13 protein-coding genes are annotated in these 15,102 nt (G+C 70.9%); 5 read left to right on the forward strand and 8 right to left on the reverse strand.

What is annotated here, in order from left to right:
* Positions 1 to 159 precede the first annotated feature (159 nt).
* Together HV824_RS30915 and HV824_RS30920 are read right to left on the reverse strand one after the other, a co-directional pair.
* The gene (locus tag HV824_RS30915; protein ID WP_176421178.1) at positions 160 to 891 is read right to left on the reverse strand and encodes a head GIN domain-containing protein; all 732 of its coding nucleotides are present in this window, start codon (positions 889 to 891) and stop codon (positions 160 to 162) included.
* A 90-nt stretch (positions 892 to 981) separates the two neighbouring features.
* Entirely contained in the window at positions 982 to 3,699 is a 2,718-nt protein-coding gene (locus HV824_RS30920; RefSeq protein WP_176424864.1) for a serine/threonine-protein kinase, read from the reverse strand.
* 318 nt (positions 3,700 to 4,017) lie between these two features.
* Between HV824_RS30920 and HV824_RS30925 the strand changes: the two genes are divergently transcribed.
* From HV824_RS30925 to HV824_RS30935, 3 genes are all read left to right on the forward strand, one after another.
* Positions 4,018 to 5,913: a ribonuclease R family protein gene (locus tag HV824_RS30925; RefSeq protein ID WP_176421180.1), complete on the forward strand. Its 1,896-nt coding sequence runs from the start codon at positions 4,018 to 4,020 to the stop codon at positions 5,911 to 5,913.
* A gap of 178 nt (positions 5,914 to 6,091) precedes the next feature.
* Complete coding sequence (locus HV824_RS30930; protein WP_255208482.1) at positions 6,092 to 6,568, forward strand: hypothetical protein; 477 nt, start codon at positions 6,092 to 6,094, stop codon at positions 6,566 to 6,568.
* A 9-nt stretch (positions 6,569 to 6,577) separates the two neighbouring features.
* A complete protein-coding gene (locus HV824_RS30935) occupies positions 6,578 to 6,997 on the forward strand; it encodes a hypothetical protein (RefSeq protein ID WP_176421181.1) in 420 nt (139 codons plus the stop codon).
* A gap of 9 nt (positions 6,998 to 7,006) precedes the next feature.
* On the opposite strand, the gene HV824_RS30940 is transcribed toward HV824_RS30935, so the two are convergent.
* Both HV824_RS30940 and HV824_RS30945 read right to left on the reverse strand, forming a co-directional pair.
* Positions 7,007 to 7,735 (reverse strand): hypothetical protein, encoded by a 729-nt coding sequence (locus tag HV824_RS30940; protein WP_255208483.1) that lies wholly within the window; start codon positions 7,733 to 7,735, stop codon positions 7,007 to 7,009.
* Positions 7,736 to 7,844: 109 nt separating this feature from the next.
* On the reverse strand, positions 7,845 to 8,339 hold the full coding sequence (locus HV824_RS30945) for a YkgJ family cysteine cluster protein (RefSeq protein WP_176424866.1): 495 nt from the start codon (positions 8,337 to 8,339) through the stop codon (positions 7,845 to 7,847).
* A 314-nt stretch (positions 8,340 to 8,653) separates the two neighbouring features.
* Here HV824_RS30945 and HV824_RS30950 point away from each other — a divergent pair, with 314 nt between their 5' ends.
* Positions 8,654 to 10,693, forward strand: a complete 2,040-nt coding sequence (locus HV824_RS30950; protein WP_176421184.1) for a PilZ domain-containing protein — start codon at positions 8,654 to 8,656, stop codon at positions 10,691 to 10,693.
* A gap of 16 nt (positions 10,694 to 10,709) precedes the next feature.
* Here HV824_RS30950 and HV824_RS30955 read toward each other — a convergent pair whose 3' ends face one another.
* Positions 10,710 to 11,669, reverse strand: coding sequence for an NYN domain-containing protein (locus tag HV824_RS30955; RefSeq protein WP_176421185.1), 960 nt, complete (start codon positions 11,667 to 11,669; stop codon positions 10,710 to 10,712).
* 253 nt (positions 11,670 to 11,922) lie between these two features.
* Here HV824_RS30955 and HV824_RS30960 point away from each other — a divergent pair, with 253 nt between their 5' ends.
* Positions 11,923 to 12,414 carry a hypothetical protein gene (locus HV824_RS30960; RefSeq protein ID WP_176421186.1) on the forward strand — a complete coding sequence of 164 codons (492 nt, stop codon included), beginning with the start codon at positions 11,923 to 11,925 and terminating at the stop codon, positions 12,412 to 12,414.
* Between the two features lie 7 nt (positions 12,415 to 12,421).
* Here HV824_RS30960 and HV824_RS30965 read toward each other — a convergent pair whose 3' ends face one another.
* From HV824_RS30965 to HV824_RS30975, 3 genes are all read right to left on the reverse strand, one after another.
* Positions 12,422 to 13,192: an HAD family phosphatase gene (locus HV824_RS30965; RefSeq protein ID WP_176421187.1), complete on the reverse strand. Its 771-nt coding sequence runs from the start codon at positions 13,190 to 13,192 to the stop codon at positions 12,422 to 12,424.
* Positions 13,189 to 14,238, reverse strand: coding sequence for an ABC transporter substrate-binding protein (locus HV824_RS30970; protein WP_176421188.1), 1,050 nt, complete (start codon positions 14,236 to 14,238; stop codon positions 13,189 to 13,191). The genes HV824_RS30965 and HV824_RS30970 overlap by 4 nt, the downstream gene beginning before the upstream one ends.
* Positions 14,239 to 14,318: 80 nt before the next feature.
* Positions 14,319 to 15,080 carry an ABC transporter permease gene (locus tag HV824_RS30975; protein WP_176421189.1) on the reverse strand — a complete coding sequence of 254 codons (762 nt, stop codon included), beginning with the start codon at positions 15,078 to 15,080 and terminating at the stop codon, positions 14,319 to 14,321.
* Positions 15,081 to 15,102 lie beyond the last annotated feature (22 nt).

Consider the following 15,102-nt stretch of genomic DNA (forward strand, 5'->3'; position numbering starts at 1 on the left):
GTCATCGGGTGGGCAGCTCCGCGAGGGGTGGGGACGCGCATTCCAGCCGCCCCGGCCCATGCGGAGCAAGCCGGCCCACCCGCGACCTCGGATGCTGTCCGGTTCACCCCACCCGTGTGTTGTCATTGACGCGGCACGCCTTCCACGGCGGCGGGCGCGTCAGTCCTTGTAGACGAGCCGGGAGCCGCCGCTGGTGCGCACGTCGCTCTGGCTCGGGCGGGACACGAGCTGGAGGACGCTGCCCCCGGAGGCCTCGCCGCTGACGCGGTCGGACGCATCCACCTCCACGCGCGAGCCGCCGCTCGCCTCCGCGTCCAGCGTCTTGACGCCCTTCACGTCCAGGGCCCGCACGACGGAGCCCCCGCTGGCCTCGACGTCGAAGTCCGTCGCCCGTCCCGCCAGCGTCACCTTCGAGCCACCGCTGGCCTCGGTCTCCACCTGGCGTGCATCCACGCCGCGGACGTTGACGATGGCGCCGCCGCTGGCCTCGACGTCGAACTCGTCCGTGCGCGTGGCGTCCGCGTCCACGTGGCTGCCGCCGCTGGCGTGGATGCCTTCCACGCGCGGGCTGGAGACGTACAGGCGGACGCTGCCGCCTCGGAACCCGTCGAAGAGCTTCCTGTCCACGCGGGTGCGCAGCGCCCCGTCATGCACATCCAGCTCGATTCGGGACACGAGCTCGGCCGGGCCCTCCAGGCGCACGGACTTGGGGCCCACCTTCACCTCGGCCCGGATGCCATGGCTCACCGACACCTCGTCGAAGTCGGGCACCTCCCGGACGTCGCCTCGCTGTCGTGTGGAAGTGGACGCACCGGCTTGAGCGTCCTGGGCATGGGCACAGGCACCGAAGAGGAGGAAGGACGCGACGATTGAGACGCGGGCGGGGGACATGGGCACGCTCCAATGGAAAAGGGGTCACGACACGGACCCCGACGTGCTCAAGGTACGCATGTCTCCGGCGTTGATTGCCTGCCCCGCGGTTCAGGGGTCCGAAAGCAGGCTCAACGGGCCGCGGACGGAGGTCGTCTCCCCGGGCTGGATGTCCACGGGAACCTGGTGCGCCTTGGCGGTGGCATCCACCAGCTTCAGGGTGTGCTGACCCGCGGGCAGCTTCACCTTGAAGAGCGGCGTCTTGCCCAGGTCCTGGCCGCCGAGGAACACCTGGGCCTTGGGCTCGGTGACCAGGGTGAGGAAGCCGGGCTCGCCCGCCGGTACGCTCTCCGAGGTGGGCGGCGTGGCCGGTGCCTTGCGGAGCCCCGTGGCGACCGCCTTGCTCCGCTGCGTCCCGTTGCGGACGCGCTTGAAGGTCCGGGGTCCCTTGAGCGGGGCGTCGTCCTCGGTGGCGGCGTCCGAGTCCGGGGCACGCTCATCCGGCACCGGCGCCTCATCCGTCAGGGCGGAGGGGTCCACCTCCGCGATGGCCAGGGCTGACGCACCCGTGTCCTTCGCCCCCTCGTTCACCGGTGGAGCCACGGGAGTCGCTGTCCCCGCCGCCAGGTCCTCGTCCGCGTTCACCGGGGGACGCGTCCCGGCGGTTTGCTGGGGCGGCGGTGGGGCACCCCGGCCGAGCAGGGGCCTCAGCCGGGAGGACACGACGCCACCGTCCAGCCCCAGCATCACCACCGCGACGCCCAGCGCCAGCATGCCCACCACCGCCGTGACGGCCATCCAGGCCCGGTTTCGCCGAGGCGGTGGCTGGGACGGTGGCTGTGGGGGCCGCGCGCGCCTGGGGCTTGTCGTGTCGCCCCGGCTCTGCACCGTGGATTCTTCGTCGTCCTCCTCCTCCACGGGCATGTCGTGGAAGCGGACGGGCTGGGTGGTGGGCTCGTTCGAAGCGCCACCCTGCCTGCGACGGGGAGGAGTGGAGCGGCGCGGCGAGGGCGTCACCGGAACCGTGTCCTCGCCACGCTCGGGGGGCAGCACCGGCATGCGAATCATCGCCGTCCGCAGGTCGCGCTCGGCGGGAGGCGGCGTGGGCACGGAGGCGCGCAGGCCGTCCTGGGTGCGGGAAGCGCGGGCGCGGGAGGCGTCCTCCGTCGCGGCCCGAGGCGCGGGCGCTTCGGGTGGGGCCACCGTGCGCAGGCCGTCTTGCGTCCGGGATGAGCGAGACCGTGCATCCGCGGCAGGGACCGTATCCGGCGTGCGAATCGGCCGGGCGCGGGAATCCTCGGGCGCTGTCGGAGCGGGTGGCTCCGGGGAGCGCACCCCGCGGACCTGGGTCTGTTCCCGCGCGGTGGCCTGGGCATCCGCCGCCGAGGCCCGCGAGCCCTGACGCGCGGAGGCCTCACCCGGCGCGGGTGCAGAAGCGCCCGACTCCCGGCCAGCGCCCGGCAACTGCGTGCGGACCGTGTGCTCCGGTGGGTGGACCGGCATCCCCGGCTGGGTGCGCACGTGCTGCCGCTCGGACGGAGGGGACGTCATGGCCTCGGCGGGAGGAGGAGGCGGCGGCGGGCGTGCGGCGGCCGGCGCGCGCGAGGCCAGCCGCTTGACCGGTGGCGCCTGGAGCACGGCCTTGCGAACGGTGCCGGCATCCGGGGACGCGGTGGGAGCGCCCGGGGTGGGACGCCGGGGCGCGGTGGACGGCGCGGCGCCGCGAGGCGCTCCCGAAGCCCGAGGTGACGGCGGCAAGGTGACGCCGCCGGTGGGCAGCTCGGAGGGCTCGGCCCCCATGGCCATGACCTTGGCCAGGTTCACCACGCCGGTGGTGTCCCCCGTGTCGTCCTGCCCGCTCATCAGGAGCTGCCGCGTCTGGTCGCGCCGGTCGGAGAAGAGGCGCAGCATCAGCTCGCTGCTCTGCTCGGGGTGCCAGATGAGCGGACCCACGGCGCGCTCGATGGCGCGGGCGAACTCCAGCGTGGAGGCGTACCGGTCCTCGCGGCGCCTGGACAGCGCGCGCATGACGATGGTGTCCAGCTCTGGCGGCACGTGCTTGTTGGTGCGCGAGGGCGGCGTCACCTCGCAGCGCAGCACCGCGTTCATCATCGCCTCGGCCTGCTTGGCGTAGAACAGCCGCATGCCGGTGAGGCACTCGTGCAGCACCACGCCCAGGCTGAACAAGTCACTGCGCGCGTCCAGCGGCTCGCCCAGAATCTGCTCGGGCGACATGTAGCCGCTGGTGCCCTTCACCATGCCCACCGCGGTGCGGCTGGCGCGGGCCAGGCTCTTGGCGATGCCGAAGTCGAGCAGCTTGGTGACGCCCTCGTACGTCACCATGATGTTCTTCTCCGCCACGTCCCGGTGGATGACGGGGGAGGGGCGGCCCAGCGGATCCGTGAAGGTGTGCGCGTAGTGGAGCGCCACGGCGGTGTCGCGCACCGCCATCAGGCTGTAGCCCATGGGGATGGGGGTATTGGCCTGCCGGCACGCGCGCGCCACCTCCACCAGCGTGGCGCCCGGGACGAACTCCATGGAGAGGAAGAGCTCTCCGTCCGCGATGTCCAGGTCGTACACCTGGGCGATGTGCGGGTGGTTGAACGCGGCCGTCACCTTGGCCTCGTCCAGGAACATCCGGACGAACTCCTCCTCGCCGCGGATGTCGGGGAGAATCTGCTTCAGCACCACCAGCTTGTGGAAACCCGCCAGGCCACGCTGGGACGCGAGGAAAATCTCCGCCATCCCGCCCGTCGACAGGCGGCAGAGCACCTCGTACTTGCCCAGCGAGCGCGCTTCCGGCGCGAGCGGCAGCGTGTTCCCACTCATCGAATGGCGTCGAATGTACACCGTGAGCCGGAGGGACGCGAAAGCCCCGTCCCTCACGGGTTTGTTACTGGACCCGGTGACTTCCCGGGTAGGGCGGAATTGAAGCCGGATTCAGGTGGGGAATCGTGGGCGGGCCTGGCCGGGGTGTCAGGGGCGCGGGGCCGGCTGCGTCCACGTCCGGCAACTCGCCAATCCCTGGCGATGGCGCTCCCGGTGAGACGCAGGCCCTCCATGGGCCGTGTCCCGGGGGCCGACACTTTCCCGCGCGAGCCCTGCTTTCCCACGATGGGAGTGGGCTAAACACGCGCCCAAGGTTCCATGGATACTTCCGTTTCGCCCCGCACCGTCACCGGCCGTCTCGACGTCCACCCCCGAGGCTTCGGCTTCCTCACCGTCCAGACGCCCGGCTCGCCGGAGGTGCTGTCCGCCTTCGTCCCGCCGCCCGACCTCAACCCGTACTTCGCCGGGGACGTCGTCACGGCCACGGTGACGGCGGGCGCGGATGGGCGCTGGTCGGCCAGCCAGCTGTCGTTGGTGGAGCGGCCCCGCACGCAGGTCTACGGCGAGGTGGTGCTGCGCAAGGGCGCGCCCCTGCTCCGGGTGGACCGCGAGGTGGCCAACGCGGATTGGGTGCTCGACCCCGCGGGGGCGCAGGTGCAGGCCGGTGACGCGGTGGTGGCGCGCATCGACGAGGGCAAGGTGGTGCTGTGCTACCGGGTGGAAGCGGGGGAGGACCGCTCCCTGGAGCGCGTCATCGCCCGGCACGGGCTGCGCAAGGACTTCTCCGAGGAGGCCATGGAGGAAGCGCGGGGCGCGCGCGCGGTGCCGCACGCGGTGGGCGCGCGGCGGGACCTGCGGGACGTGCCCACGGTGACGGTGGATGCGCCGTCCACGCGGGACATCGACGACGCGATTTCGGTGTTGCCGGCGGGGCCGGACGGGGCGCTGCGGCTCCTGGTGTCCATCGCGGACGTGGCTGAGTACGTGAAGCAGGGCACGGCGCTGGACGCCGAGGCGCGCGAGCGGGCCACCAGCGTGTACCTGGCGGGGCGCGTGCTGCCGATGTTGCCGGAGGCGCTGTCCTCGCACTGGCTGAGCCTGGTGCAGGGCGAGGAGCGGCTGTGCCTCACGGTGGAGCTGCGCATCGACCCGCAGGGCCGGGTGACGGCGGCGGACGTGTACGAGAGCGTCATCCGCTCGTGGGCGCGGCTGAACTACGAGGAGGTGGCCGCCTTCCTGGACCGGGGTGAGGTGTCGGCGCCCATGGCGCCGGTGCGGGAGGTGATGCCGTGGTTCCGGCTGGCGGCGGCGCGGCTGGCGGTGGCGCGGGCGGCGCGCGGCGGCATGGAGTTCGCGCGGGACGAGGCGCGCTTCACCTTCGACCAGGCGACGGGCGAGCTGTCCGGGCTGGTGAGTGAGCAGCCGACGTCGGCGCACGCGATGATTGAGCGCTTCATGGTGGCGGCGAACGAGGCCATCGCCGGGTGGATGCTGGCGCGCGGCCTGCCGGGGGTGTACCGCGTGCACGAGCAGCCGGACCCGCTGCGGGTGGCGGACCTGAATGCCTTCGCGGAGACGTCCGGCTTCGCGGCGGGCTTCGGGCGGGAGCTGACGCCGCTCGCGCTGGCGGCGTTCGACCGGCAGATTGTGGGCGCGGCGGCGGAGCCGGCGTTGCGTTCGGTGCTGCGGCGCTCCCTGGGCCCGTCGCGCTACACGGTGAAGCCGGGGCCGCACTTCGGCCTGGCGGCGCCGCTGTACCTGCACTTCACGTCACCGATTCGAAGGTATGCGGACCTGGCGGTGCACCGGACGTTGAAGGGGTACCTGCAGGGGCGCCGGGACTTCGTGGACGAGGACCCGGGGATGGAGGCGCTCGCGGTGCACATCAACGCGAAGGCGCGCGCGTCGACGCGGGCGGAGAACGACCGGCACCGTGAGTTGGAGGCGCGGTGGATGGCGGGGTACGTGGGGAAGCAGTTCCCAGCGCGTGTGACGCGGGTGCGGCCCTTCGGCCTGGTGGCGCAGCTGGACGGCATGTTGGTGGAAGGCGTGGTGCCCACGGACGCACTGTCCGGCGGCCCCTTCCGGCCGGACTCGCGCGAGCTGTCCCTGGTGGGCAAGGAGCGGACCTTCACCGTGGGCATGCCGGTGACGGTGAAGGTGACGTCCACCGACGAGCAGCTCGGACGCATCGAGCTGGCGCTGGCCAGGTAGCCGGCGCGGGTGTGGGAGGGACGCCAGGATGAGCCTTCGTTGGGCCCAGGTTGCCCTGTTGCTGACGGCCTGCAGCGGGGCGGGCTATCGGTACGCTGGAAAGGACGTCTACTTCGGGCCTGATGGTGGTCAGGTATGAGTTCGAGGCCCATGGCCCGCCATCCAACCCTCCAGGAACGTGGATGACGTCATCGACCAGCTCTGTCCCATCATCATGGAGATGGATGGAGCGCGAGAGAAGGAATACGGCCAGGAGTACTGCGGCGTCCTCTACTCGCTCGGGGACGGCGTCTTCTACGCGAGCTATCCCTCTCCCATCGGTGAGATGCAGCGAATCGGTCCCAACAAGCGCAAGTCGTGTACGTCACCACGCTATGTACGGGATGAGCGTGGCCGTGCAGTCGGCATCGCGGACTACCACAGCCATCCCTGGGCACCGTCGCCACTGACACCGGAAGACAGGTGGGAGAAGAACCAGCGATGGCTCATCCGAATCCAGTTCGACACGGACTGTCATGTGATGAAGCTGGTTCCCCATGCGAATGAGCCTCAGCCCGGTGAGGTCTATCTTCGTAAGGGAAGGACCTGGGAACTCATTGGCATCATCAAGCCGGAGCACAAGCCACTCGGCATCGTCACGGATGTGGGCGACTAGGAGCGGGTCATGAAGTGTCGAGCCCTGTTGCTGACGGTGGTGATGATCCCCGGTTGTGCTCTCTTCCAGCGGCCCTTTCGCCCGGAGCATGCCTCCAAGGAAGAGGCGGCGAAGCTGCCTTACCCATTGTGGCTCCCATCGGAAGGCCGCGTGCAGGTGCCGGCGAACCTGGCCGCTGCCATCGAACTCGCGATGGACGACATGCTTCCTCGGGATGTGAAGCCGCCTCGGGGCGCTACGCCCGATGACGTGTGTCTCCATCGCCGCGACTCCTACGATGTCGAGGTGGCTCCACTGAACGATGAAGTCGTGCTCGTCAGATTCCTGGTGAAGGAAGGCGCATGTCGCAGCGAAGGCGCCACCGCGACCGAAGCAGCCACCTACGCCGTGGACGTGCGGGGCTGGCGCATTCTCGCCGTCCAGCGATAGCGCCTGCCCTCAACCCGCGAGCGGCAGGCCGTCCGTCTTCTCCGTCAAATCCTTCGCGGTGGCCCAACCGAGCAGCCCCGTGGAGGACTTCACCAGGTAGAGGTAGCCCCCACCCTTGCGGCCCGAGCGCGCGGCGGCGAGGACCTGAATCCTCGAGCCCTGGGCCAGCATGGCCACGGCGTTCTTGTCCGTGCGGCTGCGCGCCAGCGGGAACGACTGCTTCACCGTGGCCTCGACGCCCACGGCGTACAAATCTTGCGGCACCTCGGACACCTTGCCCGTCTTCGCGTCCAACACGTACTTGTCGCGCCGGTTCCAGAAGCCCTGCCATGAGTCGGACAGGATGATGCCGTTGCCCTTGGCCTCCGTGAGCGCGGGCACGGTGCCCAGCAGCTTCAGCGCCTTGCCGTCGAAGCCGTAGAGGTACGAGCGCTGGTCGTAGTCCGTCTGCCCGGTGCGCACCATGAGCTCCTTGCGCTTGTCCCGGCTGTCCAGGTCCACGATGAACACGCCCGCGGGTTCATTGTCGTCACCGGGGCCTCGGACTGTGGCGCTGCCCGCCTTGAGGACGAACTCGTTCTTCGGCGCGTCGAACTGGAGGGACACCGCTTCGGGCGTGCCGTCTCCATTCAAATCCACCGACGCGGACTTCACGGGGGCCGTGTCATCCGCGATGGCCAGAGGCGCCGTCAGCAGGGAGCACGTCATCACCGCCAGCACGGACGCGTTCGTCTTCATTGAAGTCCTCGGTGTCACGCGGCGCCGTGGAAGCACGGCCCGGCTTCTCGCGCCCGCATCGTAGCCACACCGGTGCGCGAGGCGGCTGGGATTCACCGCGTCGCCGCGCTCAACCCCGCCGCCCGAAGCGCCCCCGGAAGTGCGTGTCCAGATAGGCCTCCGCATGCTCATAGGTGGCCAGGTCCGTCGCGGACAGCGGGCCTCCGTGCTCGGGCAGGTTCGCGCGCCGGGCCCGCTGCAGCACCGAGCGCGGCGCCTCCTCCGAAGCAGGCGCCAGCGTGCGCGCCACGGCGGCCACTCGCGCATGGGCCTCGTCCACCACCGCGAGCGCTTCGTCCAACGAGACTTCCTGCTCCGCCAGCGCGGAGAACAACTGACAGTGATACCGCCTGCAGCTCGCCGGCCGGTCCGCGTAGACGGTGCACGTGCGCCCATCCAGGGCCGAGCAGCGCTGCATCAAGGCGGGACTTCCATCCGTGCGTGAGCCCACGGGCAGCCCCCGCCGCTGGAGCGCCAGGGCTTCCTCCGGCTGGAGCGACACGAGCGTGAAGAGCGTCCCGTCACAGCACATGCCGCAACGAAGGCAGAGGGTGTTGAGCGGCATGGTCCTCCCCCTAACCCGCTGACGATGCCGGTTCCATCTCAGCGAGCGAGCGTGCGAGCCCTCGCTCCTCAGGTATCCATGCCACATCGTCTCACCCGCAAAGCCTGGGTGTGTGTGGACCCGATGGGATGCGAGCGTACATCCTGCTCAGAGTGAAACGGCGCTCCGCGCGACACTTGAAAAATCAGACATCCAGACCTGTCCTGGAGAGCAGCTTACGCATGGCTCGTTCGTGCTCACGCTTCGGATGAGAATTCTCAAGTCTCACACCTGTGAAGCCGTACACTCGGTCTCCTTCAGACAACGGAGCTGTCATGCAGGCGGACACGCTGGAAGGGTTGAGCGGCCGGGCGTCGATGCTCGGTTACCGGATGGGGACGGAGCTGACGGCGGTGGCGTCGTTCGGAAACCTCCAGGCGCCGTGCCGGCTGGTGCAGCTGTCGTTGGAGCACCTGACGCTGAACCTGGGCACGCAGGCGGCGCCGAAGCCGGGCGACACCGCCTCCGTGGTGCTGGGCCATGGCGAGCGCTGGGCCACCGCGCTGGACGTGGAGGTCATGGACGTGCGCGGCGCGCCGGAGGTGAGCCTGCGCTTCCTGGCGCCGCCCCTGGACGCGGGCCGCCGCATCGTCTCCGTGCTGGAGGCCCTGCGTGACAACGGCCTGCTGCTCCCGCCGGAGACGCGGCCGGTGTGGAAGGAGCGCATCGAGCACCCCGACCGCGTGCGGCGCATCTGCGACGCGCTGGTGGGCCGGCGGGCGCGCGGCATGGCGCGCGCCGCGGATGGGCGCAAGGTGCCGGTGACGGCCGCGTACTTCGACTCGCATGAAGGCCGCATGGGCTGGCGCTTCGAGGGTGAACTGCCCGTGGGGCCCTTCACCCTGGAGGCCTTCGGCTACAGCAGCGTGGTGCACCTGGAGGTGAGCGAGGCGCGCGAGGAAGCCGGCCTGGTGCTGATGCCGATGCCCCGCGAGATTGTTCGCTACCGCCACCGCTGGCTGCGGCGCGCGCCGCCGAGCCGTGCCTGCACGCTGTCCTTCGACCATCCCCTGTGGCCGCAGGTGCACGTGCGGCGTCAGGTGCTGGACCTGTCCTATGAGGGCCTCGCCTTCCTGACGGAGCCCGGCGAGGACCTGCTGTACCCGGGCCTGCGTCAGCCGGTGCTGGAGGTCGTGACGGAAGGCATGGCGCCGGTGCGGCTGCGCGCCGAGGTGCGCAACATCTCCAGCACCGCCGCGGGCCGCCGGTGTGGCATGTCCGTGCGTCCCCTGGACGCGGCGGGCGCGCAGGCCTGGCGCGCGCTGGTGGAGGCGCAGATGCACCCGGCCACCCAGGTGGAGGGTGACTGGGGTGATGCCACCTGGAAGCTCTTCGACGGCTCGGGCTACTTCCGGCTGCCGGGCAAGTCGCCGGAGGACTTCGAGGACGCGCACCCCCGCTTCGACGCCACGCTGGCGCGGCTGGAGGGCCGGACGCGGCTGGGCTACCGGGTGGTGCACCCGGAGGGCCAGTCCGTGGGCGCCACGCTGTCGGTGGTGAAGCCGTATGAAGGCAGCTGGATGGCGCACCAGCTGGCGCGTCAGCCGGTGAAGGGCAGCCGCACGTCGGCGCGCGAGGCGCTGCGCGACATCTACCTGCGCGGCTACGAGCCCACGCAGGTGGACCCGGAGGTGAAGTGGTTCTTCGCCTTCTGCGAGGCGCGCGTGCGCTGGGTGCGCTTCACCAAGTTCGACTTCGCCACCTGGTACGAGCACACGGGCCAGACGTGCCTGGTGCCCTTCCAGTTGATGGAGGCGGAGGTGGACGGGGCCTGGGAAATCCCCGCGGGCATCGAGGTGGGCACGCCCACCGAGGCCGAGCGCGCCGCCTTCTTCGAGCAGGTGGAGCGCACGCGCCCGCTGGCCTACCGGGAGGCGCTGGACCTGGTGCCGGAGCGCTTCGACCTCAAGCGCGCCAAGGAGCGCTGGGGCGAGGCGGGCCTCGGCCGCGAGCGCGAGCTGGTGGTGGCGCGGCACGAGGGCCGCCCCGTCGTCCTGGCGGTGCTGGAGACGGCGCAGCCGGGCCTCAACCTCTTCAACGTGCTGGACGGCGTGCGGCTGGTGCCGCTGGTGGACGACGCGACGAAGGAGGCCCAGGACGCCATGGTGGCGCTGCTGGCCCACGCGGCGGACTGGTACCGCGCGCGCGAGCGCAAGGTGTTCATCCACTACGTGGAAGCGGCCTGCGTGGAGTACGTGGAGCGCGCGTCGCTCGCGGACCTGGGCGAAGGCAAGCTGTGGGTCATCTCCGCCAGCCTGCTGCCCGAGTTCCTCGAGCACCTCTTCGAGGCCACCACGCCCCCAGCGGGGGCGTAGTCGCGGGGACGGGGGCTCAGCCCTCGTCTTCGTCCGGGTCCGGGTAGGACTCCAGCTCGTCGTCTTCCTCGGCGGCGTGCGCGGGGCCGCGCTTCTTGCTCTTGGCGTCGCCACTGCCGACGTCGAAGTCCGCCGCCACCACGTACCACTGGCGGCCCTGCTGGATGCGGCGCAGCAGCCCCTGCTGCTCCAGCGCGGCCAGCAGCCGGGCGAAGGTGGAGAAGCCGTGCTCGCGCTCGTCGAAGTCGGGCTCCTTGCGGACGATGGCTTCCTTGATGAGGGACGGGTTCACCGGCCCGGTGGCGCGCGCCAGCATGCTCTGCACCACCTCGCGGGCGATGTCCGGCACCTCCGTCTTCGACTGGGACTTGCCGCCGCCCTGCGACGTCTTCTCCTTGTCGCCCCGGCCCTTCTCGTCGCGCCCGTGACGGCCGCGCTTGCTGTGGCCCGCCTCCTCGGCGGACACGCTCTGCCGGCCCTTCTCCTTGTCCCCCTTGTCGGAGCGTGACTGGCGCGGGCGCAGGTAGATGAACTCGTCGCAGGCCTTCACGAAGAGCGGCGACGTGGACTCCTTCACCGCGAGCCCGATGACGGTGCGCCCGTTCTCACGCAGCTTGTAGGCCAGCGGGCAGAAGTCGCTGTCTCCGGAGCCGATGACGAAGGTGTCGATGCTCTCGCGCGCGTAGCACAGCTCCAGCGCGTCGATGACCAGGCGCATGTCCGCGCCGTTCTTCCCGGCGCGCGTGGAGGGCGGCACGTCGAGGAGCTCCACGCCGAACTCGTGCAGGCGGATCTTCGCCTCGGCGAAGCGGGACCAGTCGCAGTAGGCACGTCGGTAGACGACCTTGCCCTTCTCCAGCAGCCGGTCGAGCGAGGGCTGCAGGTCGAAGCTCGCGGAGCTGATGCCCGTGTTGGTGACGAGGTTCTCGAAATCGATGAAGAGGGCGATGCGATGCTCTTCGTTGCGACCGTTCACGTGCGGCCTCTGCGTGTTGCCGCCACGCGGGCGGCGGGAAAAGGGTCCTGGCAGGACGGCGCACCCTAGCCCTTTCTCGCGCGCTTGGGGCGCCCACCTGTCTGGAGTCAACATTCCGCGCCGTGGGCCCGGCGCGCCGCACGGCGCACGGCCCTGGGTGCGATGGAACAGTCCGCCCTCAGGGCTGCGGCCTCAAGTCAGGTCCTAGCTTGTCGGCAACGGGGGGCTCACGGCCCCTCGAGGAGGAGGACCCATGAAACGAATGCACGCAGGGAGCTGGAGGGTCGCCGCCGTGGTGGCGCTGATGGCACCAGTGGCCGCCCTGGCCCATGACCCCGTCGACCCCGCGGGTGAGAGCCTCGGCTCCGACAGCGCGGCGATCCAGAATGGCCTCGACCGGAACTTCACCAACTTCGGCGCGACGATGTCCATTGACCGCTCCAGCAGCGGCAGCCAGCGCATCCTGGACGTGGGCCCTCAGGCCAACGGCGTGGGCGTTCCCATCCGCGAGGTGACGCCGGACCAGGACGAGATGAAGCGCTTGTCTGGCAAGGTGCTGAAGCTCAACGGGCAGATGCTCTACCTGGAGACGGAGCCCGGCGCCGTGGTGCCCCTGGACCTGAGCGCGCTGCGCATCCGCAAGCAGCCGGAGAAGGGCCAGCGCGTGGTGGCCGTCTACCAGGTGGAGAACACCACGGAGAACGTGGCGCTGGCGCTCGCTGGCGAGGTGCGGCCGAAGGACTGACGCTGCTTCAGTCCTCCGGGTGGAGCTGGACGAGCGAGGGCAGCTCGGCTGCCCTCGCCCGCAGGCGCGGCTTGGGCCGGATGGCCACCGGCACGCGCGAGGCCGCCAGCAGCTCCAGGTCGAACACGTTGTCTCCGAAGGCCGCATAGAGCGGCTGGGACGTGCGCGAGCGCAGGCAGAGCACCTTGCCGGCCGCGTAGGGAATGGGCTCGACGATGCCGGCCAGCACCGTCCCGTCCTCCGTGCGCGGCGTGCAGGCCAGCACCTTCAAGGGGTCCAGCCCCACTTCATGCACGGCGGCCTCCACCACGGCGAGCGGCGAGGCGCTGACCACGTAGCAGGGGATGCCCTGGCCGCGGGCCCACTCGACGACGCGGCGGCTCTCCGGGTGGATGCGCTGCTTCACCTCGCGCCGGGTCACCACGTCCTTCGCGAAGGCGCGCACCGCGTCCACGCGCCAGCCGGCGAAGAGCCACGCCACCATCTCGTAGATGTCCTTCTCCGGAATCCGCCCCGCCTCGAAGGCGGCGAAGAGCTGGTGTGCCAGCTCGCGCGCGGGCAGGCCCTCCTCGAAGCCATGCGCGACGGCCAGCCGCCCCAGCGCGGCATGCGCTTCCGGGCGGATGCCGCCGTGCTCCAGCAGGGCCAGGAACAGGTCGTCTCCCACGTCCCCGCTCCACAGCGTGCCATCGCCGTCGAAGGCCAGCACCCCACCGGGGGCGCGCTCGGCCTCCAGTTGGATGCGCTCCAGCGTCTCCTCCACACGCTCCATCTTCATGGGCGCGCATCCTCCCCCGGCCTTAGGCCCGCGTCACCCCGGCCGTGCTCCGCCCGCGCCTCGTCCAGCAGGCTCAGGTCCACCAGCCCGTCGATGTTGGCGTCGGTGATGAAGCCCAGCGCCTTCGCGTGCTCGGCCGCGGTGGCGAGCGCCCGCGGCACCGGGTCCAGGCTGGGCTCCAGCCGGGAGAAGGCCTGCTGGAGGATGCCGGCGGGCAAGGGCTTGCTCGTGAGGCGGCCATAGGCGGCGTTGGCCGCGGTGGCGAAGCCGGCGGGGTCCTCCCGCCAGCGCTCGGTGAGTCGCAGGTGCGCGCGCAGCAGGGCGACCACGCGCGGGCGCTGCGTCTCCAGCACCTGGCGCGTCGTCACCAGCACCGTGGTGGGGAAGCGCCCGTCGGGCCACAGGTCCTCCTCGTTCACGAGGATGCGGCCCTTGCCCTCGGCCACCAGGCGCGCGCCCCAGGGCTCCGGCACCCAGGCGCCCTCGATGCCGCCGCGCAGGAACTGGCCCAGGATGTCCGGGTTGCTCAGCGGGAAGATTCGCACGTCCCCGGTGCCGTCCAGGCGCGTCGTCAGCCCTTGCTGCTTCAGCCAGTAGCGCAGGGCGATGTCCTGCGAGTTGCCCAACTGCGGTGACGCCAGCTTCTTGCCCTTGAGCTCCGCGGGCGTCTTCACCGTGCGCACCACCAGCACCGCGCCGTCGTTCACCGCGCCGGCGATGACGCGCAGCTCGCGCCCGGCCTTGAGGAACGTGTTGATGGCGGGGCCGCTGCCCACGTAGGACACGTCCAGCGAGCCGGCCACCAGCGCCTCCATGGCGGCGGGGCCCGCGTTGAACTGCATCACCTCCAGGCGGCCCACACCCGGCTGCGAGGCGAACGCGCCCTCCGCGTTGCCCACCAGCGCCTGGGCGTGGGTGATGTTGGGGAAGAAGCCCAGGCGCAGCGGCGCGTCCGGGCCGTGCGCGGCGGACTCGCGCTTGCAGCCCGCGCCGAGCACCACCAGTCCAGCGACGACCACGGGCAGCAGGGTGCGGAAGACTCGCATGGCCGCTGAAGGTGTGACGCGGCGGCGGGATTTCAACGCCCGTCGGGGCCAGGCGTCGGGCGCCACACGGCCGTGATGCCTCAAGTCGTCGCCGTCAGGCCCCACCGTCGCCGCAGCCGCACCTCCACCGTCTGGAAGAGGACACGGTCCACCGCGGTGCCGATGATGACGATGGCCACCATGACGGCCATGACCTGGGGCACGTCCATCAGCTCGCGGCCCACCGTGAGCAACTGCCCCAGGCCGCCGGAGACGAAGAGCAGCTCACCGGCCAGCAGCGCGCGCCAGGCGAAGCTCCACCCCAGCTTCAGGCCGGTGACGATGCCGGGCAGGGCCGCGGGCAGCAGCACGCCGAACTGGAAGCGCAGGCCCCGCACGCCCAGGGTGCTGGCCACGCGGGTGAGCTGTGGGTCCACGCCGTTGACGCTGTCCTCGGTGGCGATGGCGATGCCCAGCACGCTGCCCATGACGACGACGAAGAGGATGGCGCCGTCCGCCAGCCCGAACCACAGCAGCGCCAGCGGCAGCCAGCAGATGGACGGCAGGGCCTGGAGCCCCATCACCACCGGCTTCACGGCGTTGCGGAAGAAGGGGACGCGGGCAATCAACATGCCCAGGGGGACGCCCAGGGCCACGGACATCAGGTAGGCGCGCAAGAGCCGCCCCAGGGAGCGCCCCGCCGCGCCCACCAGGCGCCCGTCGGCGACCATGGCCACCAGGCTCTGCGCCACCGTCAGGGGCCGGGGCAGCAGGTGGGGAGACCAGACACCCATCCGGGCCACCAGCTCCCAGAGGCCCACCAGCAACGCGACCACCAGCAGCTTCTGGGCATGGTGTTTCATGACACACCTCTATGGGCTGGGG

Origin of the sequence: Myxococcus sp. AM009, assembly GCF_013372605.1 — a bacterium.
GTDB lineage: Bacteria > Myxococcota > Myxococcia > Myxococcales > Myxococcaceae > Myxococcus > Myxococcus vastator.